The 16,187-nt window shown below is 58.9% G+C and carries 11 protein-coding genes; 4 read left to right on the top strand and 7 right to left on the bottom strand.

All coding sequences use genetic code 11. The features are described from left to right. Positions 1–255 precede the first annotated feature (255 nt). From Pan189_RS07745 to Pan189_RS07735, 3 genes are all read right to left on the bottom strand, one after another. On the bottom strand, positions 256–2,580 hold the full coding sequence (locus Pan189_RS07745; protein ID WP_145363364.1) for an SMP-30/gluconolactonase/LRE family protein: 2,325 nt from the start codon (positions 2,578–2,580) through the stop codon (positions 256–258). Between the two features lie 133 nt (positions 2,581–2,713). Next, positions 2,714–3,124 carry a CPBP family glutamic-type intramembrane protease gene (locus Pan189_RS21655; RefSeq protein ID WP_375154909.1) on the bottom strand — a complete coding sequence of 137 codons (411 nt, stop codon included), beginning with the start codon at positions 3,122–3,124 and terminating at the stop codon, positions 2,714–2,716. Between the two features lie 419 nt (positions 3,125–3,543). Further along, the gene (locus Pan189_RS07735; protein WP_145363362.1) at positions 3,544–4,569 is read right to left on the bottom strand and encodes an HD domain-containing phosphohydrolase; all 1,026 of its coding nucleotides are present in this window, start codon (positions 4,567–4,569) and stop codon (positions 3,544–3,546) included. A gap of 382 nt (positions 4,570–4,951) precedes the next feature. Between Pan189_RS07735 and epsC the strand changes: the two genes are divergently transcribed. Continuing rightward, entirely contained in the window at positions 4,952–5,899 is a 948-nt protein-coding gene (gene epsC, locus Pan189_RS07730) for a serine O-acetyltransferase EpsC (protein WP_145363361.1), read from the top strand. Positions 5,900–5,977: 78 nt separating this feature from the next. Here the strand turns inward: epsC and Pan189_RS07725 are convergent, their stop codons facing one another. Then, complete coding sequence (locus tag Pan189_RS07725) at positions 5,978–6,295, bottom strand: hypothetical protein (RefSeq protein ID WP_145363360.1); 318 nt, start codon at positions 6,293–6,295, stop codon at positions 5,978–5,980. A 346-nt stretch (positions 6,296–6,641) separates the two neighbouring features. Between Pan189_RS07725 and Pan189_RS07720 the strand changes: the two genes are divergently transcribed. The 3 genes from Pan189_RS07720 (at position 6,642) to Pan189_RS07710 (ending at position 10,315) form a co-directional block, all read left to right on the top strand. Then, positions 6,642–7,610, top strand: a complete 969-nt coding sequence (locus Pan189_RS07720) for a hypothetical protein (RefSeq protein WP_145363359.1) — start codon at positions 6,642–6,644, stop codon at positions 7,608–7,610. 115 nt (positions 7,611–7,725) lie between these two features. Next, entirely contained in the window at positions 7,726–9,435 is a 1,710-nt protein-coding gene (polX, locus tag Pan189_RS07715; RefSeq protein ID WP_145363358.1) for a DNA polymerase/3'-5' exonuclease PolX, read from the top strand. Between the two features lie 220 nt (positions 9,436–9,655). Next, complete coding sequence (locus tag Pan189_RS07710; protein ID WP_310821226.1) at positions 9,656–10,315, top strand: class I SAM-dependent methyltransferase; 660 nt, start codon at positions 9,656–9,658, stop codon at positions 10,313–10,315. A gap of 52 nt (positions 10,316–10,367) precedes the next feature. Here the strand turns inward: Pan189_RS07710 and Pan189_RS07705 are convergent, their stop codons facing one another. From Pan189_RS07705 to Pan189_RS07695, 3 genes are all read right to left on the bottom strand, one after another. Continuing rightward, complete coding sequence (locus tag Pan189_RS07705; protein WP_145363356.1) at positions 10,368–11,423, bottom strand: formylglycine-generating enzyme family protein; 1,056 nt, start codon at positions 11,421–11,423, stop codon at positions 10,368–10,370. A gap of 41 nt (positions 11,424–11,464) precedes the next feature. Beyond that, on the bottom strand, positions 11,465–12,799 hold the full coding sequence (locus tag Pan189_RS07700; RefSeq protein WP_145363355.1) for a DUF1552 domain-containing protein: 1,335 nt from the start codon (positions 12,797–12,799) through the stop codon (positions 11,465–11,467). 94 nt (positions 12,800–12,893) lie between these two features. Beyond that, positions 12,894–16,010 (bottom strand): DUF1592 domain-containing protein, encoded by a 3,117-nt coding sequence (locus Pan189_RS07695; protein WP_145363354.1) that lies wholly within the window; start codon positions 16,008–16,010, stop codon positions 12,894–12,896. Positions 16,011–16,187: the final 177 nt, after the last annotated feature.

The raw sequence follows: 16,187 nt of genomic DNA, 5'->3' as shown, positions 1-16,187 counted from the left end.
CCTCTGGGGAGAGGGTTGGGGTGAGGGGAATGGGGCGGTGGTTTAAATATGCGCCGCGGTTGCGATACTTAAGAATGCTTACAGAGCATCCACCAGTGCCGCCCTGCGACCGCCCCCGTGGACCCCTCAACCGGCCTTCGGCCACCTTCTCCCGAGAGGAGAAGGGACGGTGGGTGGCCGCTTCCAAAAGGTCGGCGCCCTCACGCTGCCGCAGAATCAAAAGATTGTTTCGACGGCGTTGAGCATCATCCACGATTAATTTCCGGCCCCGGCTTTCAGTGGTGGGTCGTAGATTCGGATTGCTCGGATCGGTTGCTCGCCGCCTTCTGCGATGAGTTCCAACGTATGTTCTCCGTTAGGCAGCCCGTCGGCGATAGTGGTTGCGTTGTCGAGTGTCGGATCGAAGTTTTGTGGAGACGGAGGGGTGTATGTGTCAACAAATTGCGGGATCGCCTTCCACCGCACGACCCAGCCATCGCTCAGGTTTTTCTTGCTTAACTTGGCGGACCGGGCGAACACCCAATCTTGCGGCTCGATCACGACCCGGCCCGAGTTCGACGTAAATTTTTTCCGGCTGTGGCCTTCGCCATCGTTGCCGGTGACCGAACCACTCACTCGAAATCGAAAATCGTCATTCGATTTGACATCGAAGACTTCCAATTGCCAGTCTTCGACGACGAGCGGAGCGTCGTGCTCGACCCGCATGACGGCGGGCCAAATCCGGTCGTGCGTGCTGCTCGGACGTGTAAAGGCATAAAGCTCTTGAAACTGTGAGGGCGATTTACCATCAACTAAGACCCGCAGCTGTTTCGCCAAGCCGGGGTTCGGCTCCACGGGAATTAAGTCGACCCGATCTCCGCTGAAGGTTAACATGACTTTTGAGCCTTCAACCTCAACGTCTTCGCCGAGAATAAATGTTGTCACAGAGCCTTGGTCGCCCTGTTCAAGTTCAGGTCGATGGACCAGATATCTCGAAACGAGTTGGGCCATTAACCACTCCCCGTGCTTGTTCAAGTGCACGCCATCTTTAAGCAGTGCGGGTGGTTCGAGGCCGTACTCTTCCATATAGCTGACCCATCCTCCACGCACGTCCACAAAGCCGCATTGATACTGCTTCGCGTATTTCGGCAGGAAGATTTCATTCATCATGTGCGGCCAATCGAGCGGGCCGTCCTTGCCGTTCTTAAATTTCCTGGGCCACGTATTAGCATGGTCGTTCTGGATTAAGACTTCAGCGGCGGTTCGGGATCGGTAGAGTTTGATGAGGTTCTCATATTCGACATGAGATCCGTAGACGTGAAAGATAATGAGGTCGGGGCGGAACGATTCGACATCGTGCTCCGCCGTGCGAATTAAGTATTGAGAGGAAAAGCCCCCGATCGACCGATCTTCGGCGACGATATTCGCGTGAGGAAAACGACTCTTTAATTCCGCAGTGACGAGATCGGTCCAGTCCTGCGCGGTGATCGACTGACCGTAGTAAAGAATGCGAACCGTATTGCGGTGCTCGGGGGTGCTTTCGGCAAGCAGCGACATCGTCCGCTGAATATTTCTGCCGAATCGGTCCGGATCGTTGGCGGGGAGGATCGGAGGATACGTTTCGCCCTCCACCTTAATTTTATCGCTGCTCGCTGTATTGTCACTGCTCGCCTTGGGCGTGTTTGACGAAACAGTCTCTGCCGTTGCGCGTCCCGCTCCGGCGACTTTCATCTTAATGGTGTAGACGGCTTTACTTGCGGTGATAAAGAGCGTCTTGCCTTCGGTGCCCCCAAAACAGACGTTCGCCGTCCATCCCTGCGGAACGGCGATGACTCCCAGCGACTCTCCGTCGGGACCAATGACCGTGACACCTGGCTTGCCGGTCACATAGAGATTGCCGGCGGAGTCGAGCGTCATGCCGTCCGATCCCGCTTTGCAGAATTGGCGGCGATTCGAGAGCGTTCCGTCGTCGCTCACATCGTAGGCGAACACCACCCGGCGACCGGGATCGGCCACGTAGAGCGTTTTGCCGTCAGCGGTACCGACGATGCCGTTCGGCTGCTTCAGATCATTATCGACTCTCGACACGTTCCCGTCCCGATCAACCCGGTAGAGGTCCCGCGACTTCTGCTCCTGCTTTCCGCGGTCCCAGTAAGGACGGCGGAAGTACGGGTCGGTGAAGAAGGCCACCCCCGTCGGCGAGACCCAGAGGTCATTCGGGCCGTTGAGCAGTTTACCGTCGGTTCGACCGACGACGATCGTCCGCTGTTTGGTCTCCGGATCGATTTTCCAAAGCTCGTTTTTCTCGTCAGCACACGCCCACAACATACCGTCGGGGCCGACGAAGAGGCCGTTCGATCGCCCCGAGGATTTCATCCACAACGACACTTCACCGGTCTTTGCGTCCCACCGGTGAATGTGGTTGTTCGGTTGGTCGGTGAAGTAGACATTTCCCTGGGCATCGGCGGCGGGCCCTTCGGTAAATTTGAAGCCGTCGGCGATTTGCTCGAGGGCGGCTCCATCGGCGAGCGGGACCTCGGCCGAAGCGGCCAATGAAACGAAAGTGCAAAGCAGCGAAGTCGCCGCGAGTCGGAGCGTCATCGATGTTCTCGCATGGGCTGGATTGATCTGATTGATCAATTTCAGCCGAGCGCAGCGCCTGATGCAATGCGGCAGAGGTCGAGTGGACCGTCACTGTCGCGCCAGACTTGGGGTTCGTCAGACGCGAGGCCCGTCAAAATTCACCGCGCGAACCGGCGAGCAACACCCCGACGATGAGATCGTAAACGGCGTGCGCCCCGACCGTGATGCCGAACCCTCGCGCAAAAAACAGCGTGGCGAAGAAGATTCCCGCCAACGTGCGAAACAGGAAAGTGAAAGGCACGATCGACTCACCAGCGGGGCCGACGTAATGGGCCAGCGAAAACGCGAGGCTGCTTGCGAGGACGGCAAGGATCGTCGAGCCGAGCACCCCCGCCTGCATCGCTCGAAAACCAAGATAAAATGCCGGCAAGAGCAGCAGGCGGAAGAGTACTTCCTCGTAGATCCCGGCCCCCACAAAGGCGAGTGCCCTCGGCAAGATCGTCGCACTGACTTCCGAATGACCAGCCGCCGCGGGACCGGCCGCCACGGAGATCGTGGCCATCCCCGCGCCTCGAAACAACACTTCAATTACTTGGCCTAAGATAACCAACACAAACGCGAACAGCACGCTCTCGGCGGCCATTCCCAGTAAGGTGTCGGCTCGACAGCGCCAGTCAAAATATCCGTAGAAATTCCAAAGCAATAGCAGCCCCGCGACGATGACGGGCAACGCGAACATGTGCCGCAGGCCGACATCGTAGAGCATCCCTCGAACCCACGAATCGGCCGCGTTCCGCAGCATGGCGGCATCGTTCCCGCCGAGCCAGAGTACGCCGAATTCGTAGAGAACGAGCAACGGTGCCAGAAATAGCAGGCACGGAAACGGTCGCCGGGTCTGCTCCCAGTATTCGGTCCCCTCGCCGGCAAGCTCCGCGCTGTCGCGGGCCGGCGATTTTTCGGCGGTATTGACGACGGCGGTACTCAAGAGCTTTCCGCCCCTTTCGCCCGGTGTCTTCGGGGACGGCGCGCATGGACCGAATGTGGCAATCGGTCCTGCGAACTTTCCCCGCGTGAGCGTTCGGAATCGAAGTGCGGTCGGCCGACCTGCTCGTGAGCGGCATCGAGCCGAAATCGTTTGGCCCCGGCGGACGAGAGCCCGAACCAGATCGGATCGCGATCGACAATTCCGACGCCCGAAGGCACTTGAAAGCCAAGACTGCGCGTTAGATTCAGCGCGAGCGTCAGGTCGAATTCGCCTCGCCGGGATTCGCCGTACAAGATCGCATTCGCACGCCGCAATGGCCCGATCGCGTCAGCCGCCGCGATGTCATCACCGACCGCTGAGCCTGCTTCATCCCAGAGTTCGACAAGTCGATCGATGAGCATGAATGCGCGATCAGAACGGCTCAATTGCCAGCGAGCGAGGCCCAAAGGTTCGCCCGTGCCATCGAGCCGTTCGTGATGTCGACCGATCGCCTGACTTTGCGCAACCGGCAAATGTTCGACCTTCGAGACGATCGCGCGGCTGAGTCGGGCGTGGTGTGTCGTCGGTCGCTTGGCGGCCAGAGGGGTCAGTAGAGCAACGTCTCTAAGCAACAAGGCGACGACCGAATCTTCGACCTCGCTGTCGAGTCGTTGAAAATGCGTTTCGAACCAACCGATCAGCATCGCCCCGGCGACCGAACGCAGCAACGTTTGTCGGCGTTTGTCGAGATGATCAGCCGAGAAGGGAACGGTCGGGAACAGGCTTTCCGGCCGATCCGCGTCATGCACGGCTACGAGGATTCGTCGGGCCAGATTGCGCAATTTCTGCGGGGCCGACGGCGTCAATTGCAGCAGCGGGTGCAGCGCTGCGTCGAGCAAGCTGCTGAATTCCTCGAATTGTTCAACCAGCATCGACTGTCGTCGCCAAACGTCGGATCGTCGGCCTTCGCTTGGGGAATGGGCCGGCTCGGCGACATCACCGACGTGCCTTGCGGGCTCTTCCTTCGCGCGCGAAGTGGGCATAGCGATCCGTCGAAAGCGAAAAGACGCGGGCTGATCCTCTCGATTTATCGGCGTGGCCGCTTTCTTTCATTTACGCAAAGGCCGACCGGCGTCGAATCGAGCTTGGTTCGGACATCCGACCGACGCTTTGGAATCGGGCTGGAGCAACTGGCGCGGAAATGACGATTTTTCCAGCAGCGCCTACCATGGGTGTGTCGGATGCAGCGAGTGCCTTGCGCGCCAAGTCCGAACCAAGCCGGGCTGATTGCAGTCCGTTGACGAGCGGACCGGCGGGCGGACCGCTCGAAGAATGTCTCGATCGATTGCGGCTCGAGCGGCGATCGGCTTACAACCTTTTGATTCGTGTGCAACGCGGCGCAGGATTTCACTTCGGAGAACTTTGATGGCCAGTGACTTCCGCCGAAAAGAGCAGTTGCCCGAATTGACCGATCGGATCGTGGCTTCCTATCACGACCTCGATCTGATCCATCACCTCGCGCACTGCCCGCTCCCCAGTTCCAAGGAAGTCTTCGGCATCGTCCGGGATCTCAAGGAAGTGCTCTTTCCCGGTTACCGCGGGAGACAAAACCTGCACTGGGCGAACGTCGGCTACTATGTCGGTGATCTCGTCGATTCATTGCACGACCGCATGACCGAGCAATTGTGCCGGGCCCTTCGCCACGCACACGACCAGTCGACGAGAACGGATTGTGAGAAGAGAGGCACGGTCGAGACGACAACCGACTTCGAGCGGATCGGCCAGGAACGCGCGATCGCCTTTTTGGAGACCCTGCCGCAACTGCGCGAAACGTTAATGGCCGATGCCCGCGCCGCCTACGACGGCGACCCCGCTGCCGCCAGTACCGATGAAATCGTCTTCTGCTATCCCGGGTTTGAAGCGATCACAATCCAGCGTCTCGCCCACGAGCTATACCGGCTCGAAATCCCGATCGTCCCTCGCATGTTGACTGAATGGGCCCACCGGCAGACGGGGATTGATATCCACCCCGGCGCTCAGATCGGCCGGTCCTTCTTCATCGATCACGGCACCGGCGTCGTGATCGGCGAGACCTGCGAGATCGCCGACAACGTGAAGATTTATCAGGGCGTGACACTCGGAGCGAAATCGTTCCCCAAAGGCCCGGACGGCGAACTCGTCCGCGGCGAAAAACGACACCCGACCGTCGAAGAGGGAGTGATTATTTACTCCAGCGCTTCGATTCTCGGGGGCGATGTCGTCATCGGCAGCGGCTCAGTCATCGGCGCCGGCGTCACGCTGACGCGTTCGGTCCCGGCAAATACCGTCGTGACAATCGAGAAGCCAAGCCTGCGATTCCGCGAAGCTTCGTAGTTTGCCCGGTGATGTAAGAGAGGTGATCGGGGATGAGTCTCGACCTCATCCCCTATTTCCGATCTCCGATCGCTCAGCTTAAGCGGGCCATTCCCAGTTGCACTCGCGGCAGTGGAAGCCGACGAGGGTGGCGGTGCCGGGGATAAAATCGCCCGTGCCGTCGCGTACGCCATCGGACAGAAACACCGGGTCGACGACCGGGTGGTCGCAACAGGGGCACTGCCGATTGCGATGCAACGCTTTCGCCCGGGCCACCGGGGTGAGGTTTGCATCGGGCTTCAAGCGATTCAGGATCGCCTCGAAAGGGATGACATCCGGCTCCTCATAAAGGGAGCACGTGTCGGTCCACTCGTCTTCGGCCACGTCGGGGCCGGCGAATACACGCAAGTTGCTCATCCTTGAGCCTCCAGTGCGTTGTCAAATTGTGTGACGCGACCTGAACAGGTCGGTCGCCTCTCCTCGCATCATGCGAGACCCGCACGTTGTATTTCGGCGAACCACCCACGTGCAAGATGGTCGATCCGATTTTGCGAGTTTTTATTCGGAAAATTCCTCCGTATCGCAACTGATTTGTCAAAATGAGGTGACTTGGAAGTCTAGGGCGGATACAACAGTCGAATTGCCGGGGGCGGCGCTGTTCCCATGGAATCGATTGATCCGGAAACTCCATGTTTGACAGTCCTCTCGACCCACCGGTACAACAAATCGAGTTGATGAACGATCGAACGCGGAGAGAACGATCATGACCCGGATGGCCGGTATTTTAGGGATGGTAAGTGCGGTGCTGACGCTCGGCGCGGCGACCGGAGCGAACGCGCAGTGCTGCGGCTCCGCATATCCGACGTTTGTCCGCCCGACAACGACCACCTTGTTCGGCCCGACCGTTTACGGCGGCGGTTATGGCTACGGTGGCGGCTTCGGTTCGACCTCCTACTACGGGCCTTCGCTGTTCGACGTCGGTTCCTATTTCGGGACGACGACGTCTTACTACGGGCCGACTCTGTTCGGAGCATCGCCCTACTACGGCACGACGGCCTCGTATTACGGTCCGACGACTTCGTATGCCGGTTACGGCTCCACCTCCTACTATCCGAGCACATCGTTCTACCCCGCGGCCGTGTCGTCCTGCTGTCCGGGATCATGCGGTTGCAACGCATGCTGCAACGGCTGCGCGTCAGGTAACTGTCCCAACGGCAATTGCGGCGTGAACTACGGGCCGGACGATTTAAAGCCGGAACCGGAGCCGGAACCCCAATCTCTACCGCCCCGCGATCCGCCCCCGAATCGGACATTTGATAGTGAAACGCGTCCCAATCCACTCGATGACGACTTGGGGCGGCCCCGCGAAGATGGCTTTGACCGCTTTGATCGCGGAGCCGATGACGGGCTTGATACGTTCGATGCCTTCAAGCCGATTCCGCAGAAGGAGCGGGCTCCTGATCCCGACAGTCTCGACCCTCGGATCGATACGCCCGAGATCGACTTGAATGACCCGGTTGATGAGTTGCCCGCAGAACTAGACATCGAAAACGCCAACATCTGGGAACAGCCCCTTCGTCGCGGGCCGGAGCTTGGACCTTCTGCGTTCCTGATCCGCCGCGAACAGGCTTCGCGATTTCGGGCTCCCCGACTCGCAGCCGTGCGGCCGTGGCAGGACGGATTCGGTGCAGACAGCGACATCACCCTGATCGGGTACGCCGAAGCGAAGTAGACCGGTCCGGCAGGGGTGTCACGCTGCGTTTTCTCGCGGCGAACTGCTTATGATGTGGCTGATGCCGGAGATTGTTCCGGCGCGAGTCAGCCCTTATCGAAGCAGAAGGTCCGCGGTGCAGAATCCGACGATTGCCGAGAAACTCAACGACGTTGCCGACCTGCTCGAACTGGAAGGCGCGAACTCGTTCCGAGTGCGGGCCTACCGCAACGCCGCCCGCACGATCGAGTCGTTGACGCAATCGCTCAGCGACATGGTCGAGCGAGGTGAAGACCTCGAGGAGCTCCCCAACATCGGCAAAGACCTGGCTGAGAAACTGACGGCTCTGGTCAATGAAGGAGAGCTCAAGCAGCTTCAGGAACTCAAGCAGCGAGTTCCCCCCGGCGTGTTGGACGTCCTGCGGATCGATGGCCTCGGTCCGAAGAAAGCGGCGACGCTCTGGAAGGAACTCGGCGTCACCGACCTCGATCAGTTGCAAGCGGCAGCCGAGTCGGGCGACGTGGCCTCGCTCAAGGGCTTCGGCAAAAAAACCGCTGAGAAGATTCTGGCAAACATTGACCGCGTCTCGGACCGTCGCTTCTTGCGGGTCGATGCCCGAAACATGTTGGAGCCGATCCTCGAAACACTTCGCGCAGCCGACGGGATCGATCAGGTCTCGCCTGCGGGCAGCTATCGCCGGCGCCGAGAAACCGTGGGCGATCTCGACGTCCTTGTCACCGCCAAGGAATCGAAGGTGGCAATGGACACGCTGGCGGATCACGAGATCGTTGTCGAAACCCTCTCCCGCGGCGATACGAAGATGCGGGTCCGGTTGGAAAACGATCTCGAACTCGACCTCCGAGTGGTTCCCGAGCAATCGTACGGCGCGGCGATGCACTACTTTACCGGATCGAAGGCTCACAATGTGCGCGTCCGCCGCCGGGGCCAGGAACGCGACCTCAAGATCAATGAGTACGGCGTCTTTCGTGGAGATGAGCGGATCGCCGGCGCGACCGAGGAAGAAGTCTTCGAGGCGGTCGACCTGCGGTGGATTCCGCCCGAACTTCGCGAAGACCGCGGTGAGTTCGAGGCCGCCGAAGCGGGTGAACTGCCCGATTTGATCGAGCTGTCCGACATCCGCGGCGACCTGCACATGCACACGACCGCTTCCGACGGCAAAAACTCGATCCGCGAGATGGCCGAAGCCGCCAAGCAGCGCGGTCTCGACTACATCGCAATCACCGATCACTCCAAACGGGTAAGCATGGCCAACGGGCTGGACGCGAAACGGCTGCGCAAGCATTGGAAAGAAATCGACGAGATCAATGCCGACCTTGATGGAATCGAGGTTCTCAAAGGCATCGAGTGCGATATTCTCGAAGACGCGACGCTCGATCTTGACGATGAGGTACTCAGCGAAGGCGACTGGGTGATCGCAGTCCTGCACTACGGCCTCAAGCAACCGAGCAAGCAAATCATGAAGCGGTTGCTCGCGGCCATCGAAAATCCTCACGTCCACGCGATCGGCCACCCGACCGGTCGCATTCTTGAAAAGCGACCCGAAGCCGAGATCGACTTCGGCGAGTTCTTCGCCGCCGCGAAGGAGCACGGCGTTCTACTGGAGATTAATGCCGGCCCCGAACGGCTCGACCTTGACGACGTTCGCGCCAAAGCCGCCTGCGAGCACGGCATCCCGCTCGTGATCAACACCGACGCCCACAGCACGCGTGGTCTGGCCAACATGCAACTCGGTGTCGACCAGGCCCGCCGCAGCTGGCTGACGAAATCTGACGTCGCCAACACTCGGACGCTCAAGCAGTTCCAGAAGCTGCTGAGAAAAAGCTGAACGGCAAACAAGCCGCGCACGAAGTAAGCGGATGATCTTACACAAGCCGCGTACGCAGTAAGCGGATCGAGCGCGGTTTGATATCCGCTTCGTTGATCCGCTTACTTCGTGCGCGGCTTGTCGGGCGATATCTCGACTTGTGAGCCATTGCAGAGTGAACTAGCTTTCCGCCGCTTTCCGAATCTTCGCGCCGGTTCACGCTGCCATGTCTGTCATCACGATGCCATCTCAAACAACGCGCGGCCACGGTCTATTGGAGCCGCTATTGGCTCGGCTCCGGGCCGACAAGGCGAATGCGCTGATCGATAATGAGCATCGCCAAGGGGCGATTCTCGACATCGGCTGCGGGACGTTTCCGTATTTTCTGACACGGACCGAATTTGAGCGAAAAGTCGGCGTCGACCGTTTTACCGACGGCGTTCCGGACGAAACCATTTCAGGGATCGAACTCCATCGCACAGAGAGCGAAAGCGAGACCCACCTCAGCTTCGAAGACGGCAACTTCAACGTCGTGACGATGCTGGCCGTCTTCGAGCATATCCCGGTCGAAAAACTCGTTGCACTACTTAATGAGGTTGATCGGGTTCTGAGGCCCGGCGGTATGTTCGTGATGACCACGCCCGCGGGCTTCACTCAGCCGATCCTCGATATGCTGGCTTGGTTGAAGCTCGTCTCCGAAGAAGAAATCGACGAGCACGAGCAGACCTATTCTCATCGACAGATCAATCAGGTGATCTCCGAAACGCCTCTTGGCTGCTACGAAATCGAACGCGGAAGCTTTGAGTTCGGACTGAATTTGTGGCTCAAGGCGACGAAGCCGATGGCCTGCGAATTCGCCATCAGCGAGCCTCGGCGCGCGGTCCAGCTCGCCGCTGCCTGACACCGCTGCCCGATGACCGGCTGGACGAAATCTCCAAGCCGCACCGAATCGCCTACCGTTCTTTAATCACGCGGAAGCCGACGTAGCAAAACGCGTCGGGCGCGTTCGCGAATCCCCGCGCAGCCGAGCGGGTCATGTAGGGCGCCGTGTACCACGAACCACCCCGTATCGAACGCCAATCCCCGTGCTCGTGCTGCGGCGTTGTCTTTGGCCCCGTCGGATCTTCGAACACGTGCGTGGTCTTCTCTTTGCGAGAAAGAGGCTTCACAAGTTCTTGGTAGTAGGCGAGTTGAAACTTGTCGCTGCACCATTCCCAAACGTTGCCGTGCATATCGAGCAGCCCCGCCGGGTTGGGCTTCATGCTGCCGACGGGGGCAGTGTAAAGGTGCCCGTCGCCGTCTCCCTGCAGGCTGGCCGTTCGCTGATAGGAAACGGTTTGAGGATGAGCTTTCTCCAGCGTCGCATCGCCGACGTTGCCATGCTCGTAAGCAAGGTCGGGATCGTTGCCCCAGGAGTACCACGTTTTGGTACCGGCTCTCGCACAATACTCCCATTCGGCCTCGGTCGGCAGGCGATAGGTTTTGCCTTCCTTCTCACTGAGCCATTTGCAGTAGGCGTTCGCGTCGTGCCAACTGACACAGACGACCGGGTGCTGGTCGTCCTGCTCGAAGCCGGGGTTTTTCCACGAAAATTTCTTATCGACTCGTAAGCGTTCCGTGTGCTTTTCGCCCGTCGGATCAAAGCCGAGCGCTCCGTCATTTTTTTCGGCGTCGGTCACATGGCCGGTGGCGTCGACGAATTGCTTGAACTGCCCGACCGTTACCTCATGCTTGGCGACGTCGAAGGGCTTAGAGATACGGACTCGATGCTGCGGGCGTTCGTTGTTGGTCGTGTTGCCGGGGATCGTCACGCTCCAGGGGTGATCCCGTTCCAACCCGGACTGATCGCTCTCTCCCATCCCGAACTCACCCGGCGGGATGGCGACCATTTCCATGCCCACCGTGTTCTCCGACACGCTACCGGGACGAACTTGAGCTGCGGCCGGACGGCAGACGAGCACGACTGTGAAAATCGCGATGCCGCAGAACAGGGTTGAATGCTTCACCATGGACTCCGCTCAATATCATGTTGCCGACTGATCGGGCTGCATCAGCTTAAGACTTCTTTGATGACGCCGTTGCTGTCCTGGAAGTCGCCTTCGACGGGCACGCCCATGCGGTCGACCATCGTTCGCCACAGCGATGACAGCGGCGTCTTGTCCTTTAATTCCAGATGAGTCTGGTGCTGGATGCCGAGACCTGATCCGCCCGACAGGACGGTCGGCAGGATCTCTTTACTGTGCCCGATGCCCATGCCGCTGGAGAAACCGAGCATGGTGTGATCAAGCAGTGTGCCATCGCCGTCCTTAATACCGCGAAGCCGGTCAAGGAAGTGCGACCAGTGCTGCATATAAATTGTGTCGACCTTGGCGAGTTCCTCGAGATTCTGGGGATCGTTGCCGTGGTGCGTCAGCGAATGGTAGCCCTTCGAGACGCCGAACTCCGGATAGACGCCACCCGCCAACTCGGTACGAACCACGTAGGTGATCGCCCGGGTCGAGTCGGTTTGGAACGCCAGCGCGATCAGGTCGTACATCAGCTTGCCGTAGGTGTCATAAAGGAACTTCCCGTTCCCCTCGACATCCGCTTTGTCGCCGTCCATCGATTTCGAGTAATCGCCGTAGTCGGAGAGTTTCGGCTGCGGTTTAGGACGGTCGGCCCAGTCGATGTCGCGTGCCAGCGTCTTCTCCATTTCGCGAATCGAGTTCAAATACTGGTCGAGTTGCTCCTGGTCCGCCTTGCCGAGTTTGCCTTCCAGCCGTTTACTATCGTCCATGATCATATCGAGCACGCTGCCGCGCTGGCGGAACTCGTTGGAGCGGTTCGCCTTGTCCTCTTCGCTATCGGGCCGAAAGAGTTTGTCGAACAAGGATTTGGGATCATTCTCAGCCGCGAGCGGCACCCCCTGCTCATTCCAGGAGAGGGTCGCGAGGGCTTGGCTGCCGAAACCGGTCCCCTTCTTGACCGACATCTGAAGCGACGGGAAGCGTGTATATTGGCCGTGGACCTGCGCGACGATTTGGTCGGGCGAAAGGATCTGCTTTTCCCCTCGGGGAATGCCCGTGGCGAACGGATAGGCCCCGTCATGGCCGCCACCGTGTTCCAACCACGTGTTTGAGAAGACGGTGAAGTCACCGCGCTGCTTCTCGAGCGGCTTAAGAATTCGCGACATCTTGGCGTCATAGCCGGTGCCTTCCGGATAGAACTGCCGCATGTTCATTCCGGTGCCGAAATAAAACATCGCCATCCGCGGCGTAATTTCGGGATTCGGGCTGCTCAGCGCGGTCGAAGGCATCATCGCTTCGAGATAGGGCAGACCGACGGCCACGCCGGTTCCGCGTAGAAACGTGCGGCGGTCGAGGCGGAATCTTTTAATGCTACGCATGGGTTTTTCTTCCAATCTTTGGGATGGAACGCTTCGTCACGACGGCAACATGCGGTGGGAAAACCTCTCGCTTGCGCATCGGGCTGATATCAAGTCATTTTTTCAAGAACTGCTCGCTCGTTACGATCCCTTTAATTAAGGACCGGAACGTCGAGTTCTCCGAACGCATCTGAGCGACGATATTTTCGATCGTGCCGTTGTCGGTCGGTTCGACCGGCCGACCGAGTGCGTAGATCAGCATCTTCTCGGTCAGGCCACGTCGGAAACGATCGTCCTGTTTAAGCAGCAGATCTCGGAACTGTTCGAAACTGGAAAAGTGTTCGCCGTTGGGCAGCTTGCTCTCAACCACGATCGGCGGCGCATTGTTTCCGCGAAAGCCTTCACCGTCTTGATTGTCGCGCCAGTCACCGATGACGTTAAAGTTCTCCAGCGCCAATCCATAAGGGTCGAGCGTGCGGTGACAGGCCGCACAGCTTTCAATTTCCTGGTGCTGCAAGAGCCGTTCGCGGACCGTCAGGTTTTTGCCCTTAATGTTCGGCTCAATTTCCCCGGCGTTCGGCGGTGGCGGATCGGGCGGGTCGTTAAAAAGCACCTCGCGCACGTAGACGCCGCGTGAGACCGGCTTGGTCCGGTCGCCATCGGCACCGGCCATGGCAACACCCGCCATCGCGAGCAGACCGCCACGCATTGAATCGGCGGACAGTGAAACCTTTCGGAACTTTTCACCACTAACCCCCTCAATCCCGTAGTGCTTCGCGAGTCGTTCATTCGCCATTGTGAAGTCGGAATCGATGAAATTGAGCGTACTGAGGTCGTTCGCCAAAATCTCGCGAAAGAAGGCGAGCGGCTCTTCGACCATCGCTTCACCCAGCTTGGGGTTGTAGCTCTTATATTTGTATTTATCTGGCGTAAAGTTGCGGAAGGTGTCCGTGCGGAGCCACTGAGCCGCAAACCCTTCGACGAGGCCTTCGATCTTCGGGTCGGCGAGCATCCGATCGATCTGTGCGGTCAGGACATCGCGATCGGAGAGCCGACCGTTTTCGGCGAGGTCGAACAGTTCGTCGTCCGGCATACTGCTCCACAAGAAGTAGGACAGCCGGTTGGCGATTTCGAAGTTGTTCAGATCTCGCTGACTCGGATTCGAATTCGGCTCAGCGATATAAATGAAATTCGGCGAAGTCAGCACAGCCGCAATACCGACCTCGACCGCCTCGGTAAAGGCCAGACCGTTCTTCAATTCTTGCTCAACGATCACGACGATCGGATTAATCTCTTCGGCAGCAACCGGGCGACGCCAAGCTCGCGGGAGAAATCGCGTGAACATTTCTCGCACATAGGCGATGTCTTCGGTCGCGCTCTCGCCCTTAAAGAATAATTCCTCGTGGCTTTTCGGCGGCCACTGGTCGTAGAGCGGGCCTTCGATCTCGATGTAGTCGAGGTAAAGCTTTCTTAATTCCGGAATTTTCTCCGGCCCGAATGCGGGCCGCCCGCGGAAGGTCACTGCTCCTTCGAGAATCATTCGTGAGTCGGCTCGAAGGACCGCGTTGAAATCTTTCTTCTTGGAAAGTCGGTCGCTCGACTCGGCCTCGGTCGCCTCCTGGATTTGCTGATTAATCGGGCTGTAACTTGTGAATCCGGTCCCGTTCTTAATCGAAACATTCCACTCGCCACCGAGCGTGTCCCGCGGCAGGACGACGGTGTAGTCCTGATAATCGGTCGGCGGGTTGGTCACACGCAGTTCCATGATCTCCTGCTTGGAGTCATCCGGGTGTCCCTGTGAGACGCGCATCACGACCGGCTCACTACTCGCTCCGGGATCCGCCGCAGCCCGAACCGTCACACGATAAAACCCATCCGTCGCGATCGATTTGTTGGTGTCGGGGTACTTCAACCGCGCGAAGGATCGGGTCGAGCCTTCCATGACAATGATGTCGACTTCGCGACAATCGAAACTCGGTCGTCGGCACAGATAATTGATCGCCCGATTCTCGGCGATTTCTTCGAATTCCATCCGAAGTGTTTCGGTCGGGAAGTCGGGCGGCCCTTCGACGATTGCGTTATCTGCGACGCGGCCGGCGACCTCGTAATAGGTCGCCAATAATGACGGGTCGACCATCAGGGCGAGGCTCAGTTTGTCGAAGCCTTCGGCGGTGCCGTCCGGCGGAAGAAAGTCCATCGGACTGTTGCCCGGCGTGAACTTCATATGGAGCAGATCGCGGATCGTATTGGTGTATTCCTGCCGGCTCATTCGGCGGAGCACAACCTTACCTCCGCGGGACAGGGCCGCCCTCTCGGCTCGCCGCAATTCTTCAGCGATCCAACCCGACAGAAACTCGACTTCGTGAACTTCGGGCTTGTCGCTCCCTTCGGGAGGCATCTCACCCAAATTCATGCGGTCCCGAATCTCGATCCAAGCCGCAGCCGCTTCCCTCTGATCGAAGCGAACTGAAAGGTTGTCGATTCGCAAATCGCCTTCCTGCGCGTCAGGTCCGTGACAGTCGACACAGAATTTCGAAAGAATTTGCCGCGCTTTGGCCACATCGTTCGGGTTCGATGCTAACCCGGCGTCAGCCAAATTTACGCCGCTCGGCGAGTTCGAAGCCAGAATTGTTGAGGACCCATCGGCCGGCGAGTTCGTCAACCCGGCGACTGGCCGTGATGAACCGGCGGTCGAGCTATCACTGACCTCACTGCTAACCGGTTCAACGGGTCCGACTCCCTCGCTCTCCAACGTTGCAACCGCGCTGCCTGCGGAATCGGTGGGCACGTCCTCGTTATTGTTGGCAACGGAGGGGGCCGCGTCGCCGGAGGATAAGGTCGCTGCAATGACGCCACCAGTGGCAAGCAAGCCAAGTACTAGGACACCACCGCCGAGCAATACGAACTTGGACTTCGAAGTGCTTCCCGACTTTGTCTTGCGTTTCCCGGCTTTGCTCCGCGCAGTGCTCGGTGGCGCTGGTCTTGGAGACGCAGCACCGTCGCTGCGTTCGCGCTGCTCAGCCTGCTTCTTCTTCGGCGGGCGAAGCGCCGCGAGTTTCGCAATGACCTCCGCATCGGAAAGGCCGCTGCCGCGGTATTCGTCAATTTTGGACCGAATCGCCTTGGCAGTCCGATCGCGGTCGTAACCCGCCCGATCGAACTCTTCCAACTTCGATAAAGCCGCTTGCTTCAACGACTGTGACCGATTCGCGTCAGATCGGGCAGAACTCATCGTGTGGCCCTGTGGGAGAATCTTAGATTCTGATCGAGCCGACAGACTTGACTCTCTCGGAGACTTTCCTGCCCGCGATCAGAGACTGATGGCTTTTTGAACTCACTGACGATTATATCAGCGATTTCCGATTCCAAAGAGCGTCGGCCGAAAAATTTCTTCGCCGATTTGTCGGGC

This window comes from Stratiformator vulcanicus (genome assembly GCF_007744515.1).
In the GTDB taxonomy this organism is placed as follows: Bacteria; Planctomycetota; Planctomycetia; order Planctomycetales; family Planctomycetaceae; genus Stratiformator; species Stratiformator vulcanicus.
This window is presented reverse-complemented; position numbering and strand designations above follow the sequence as displayed.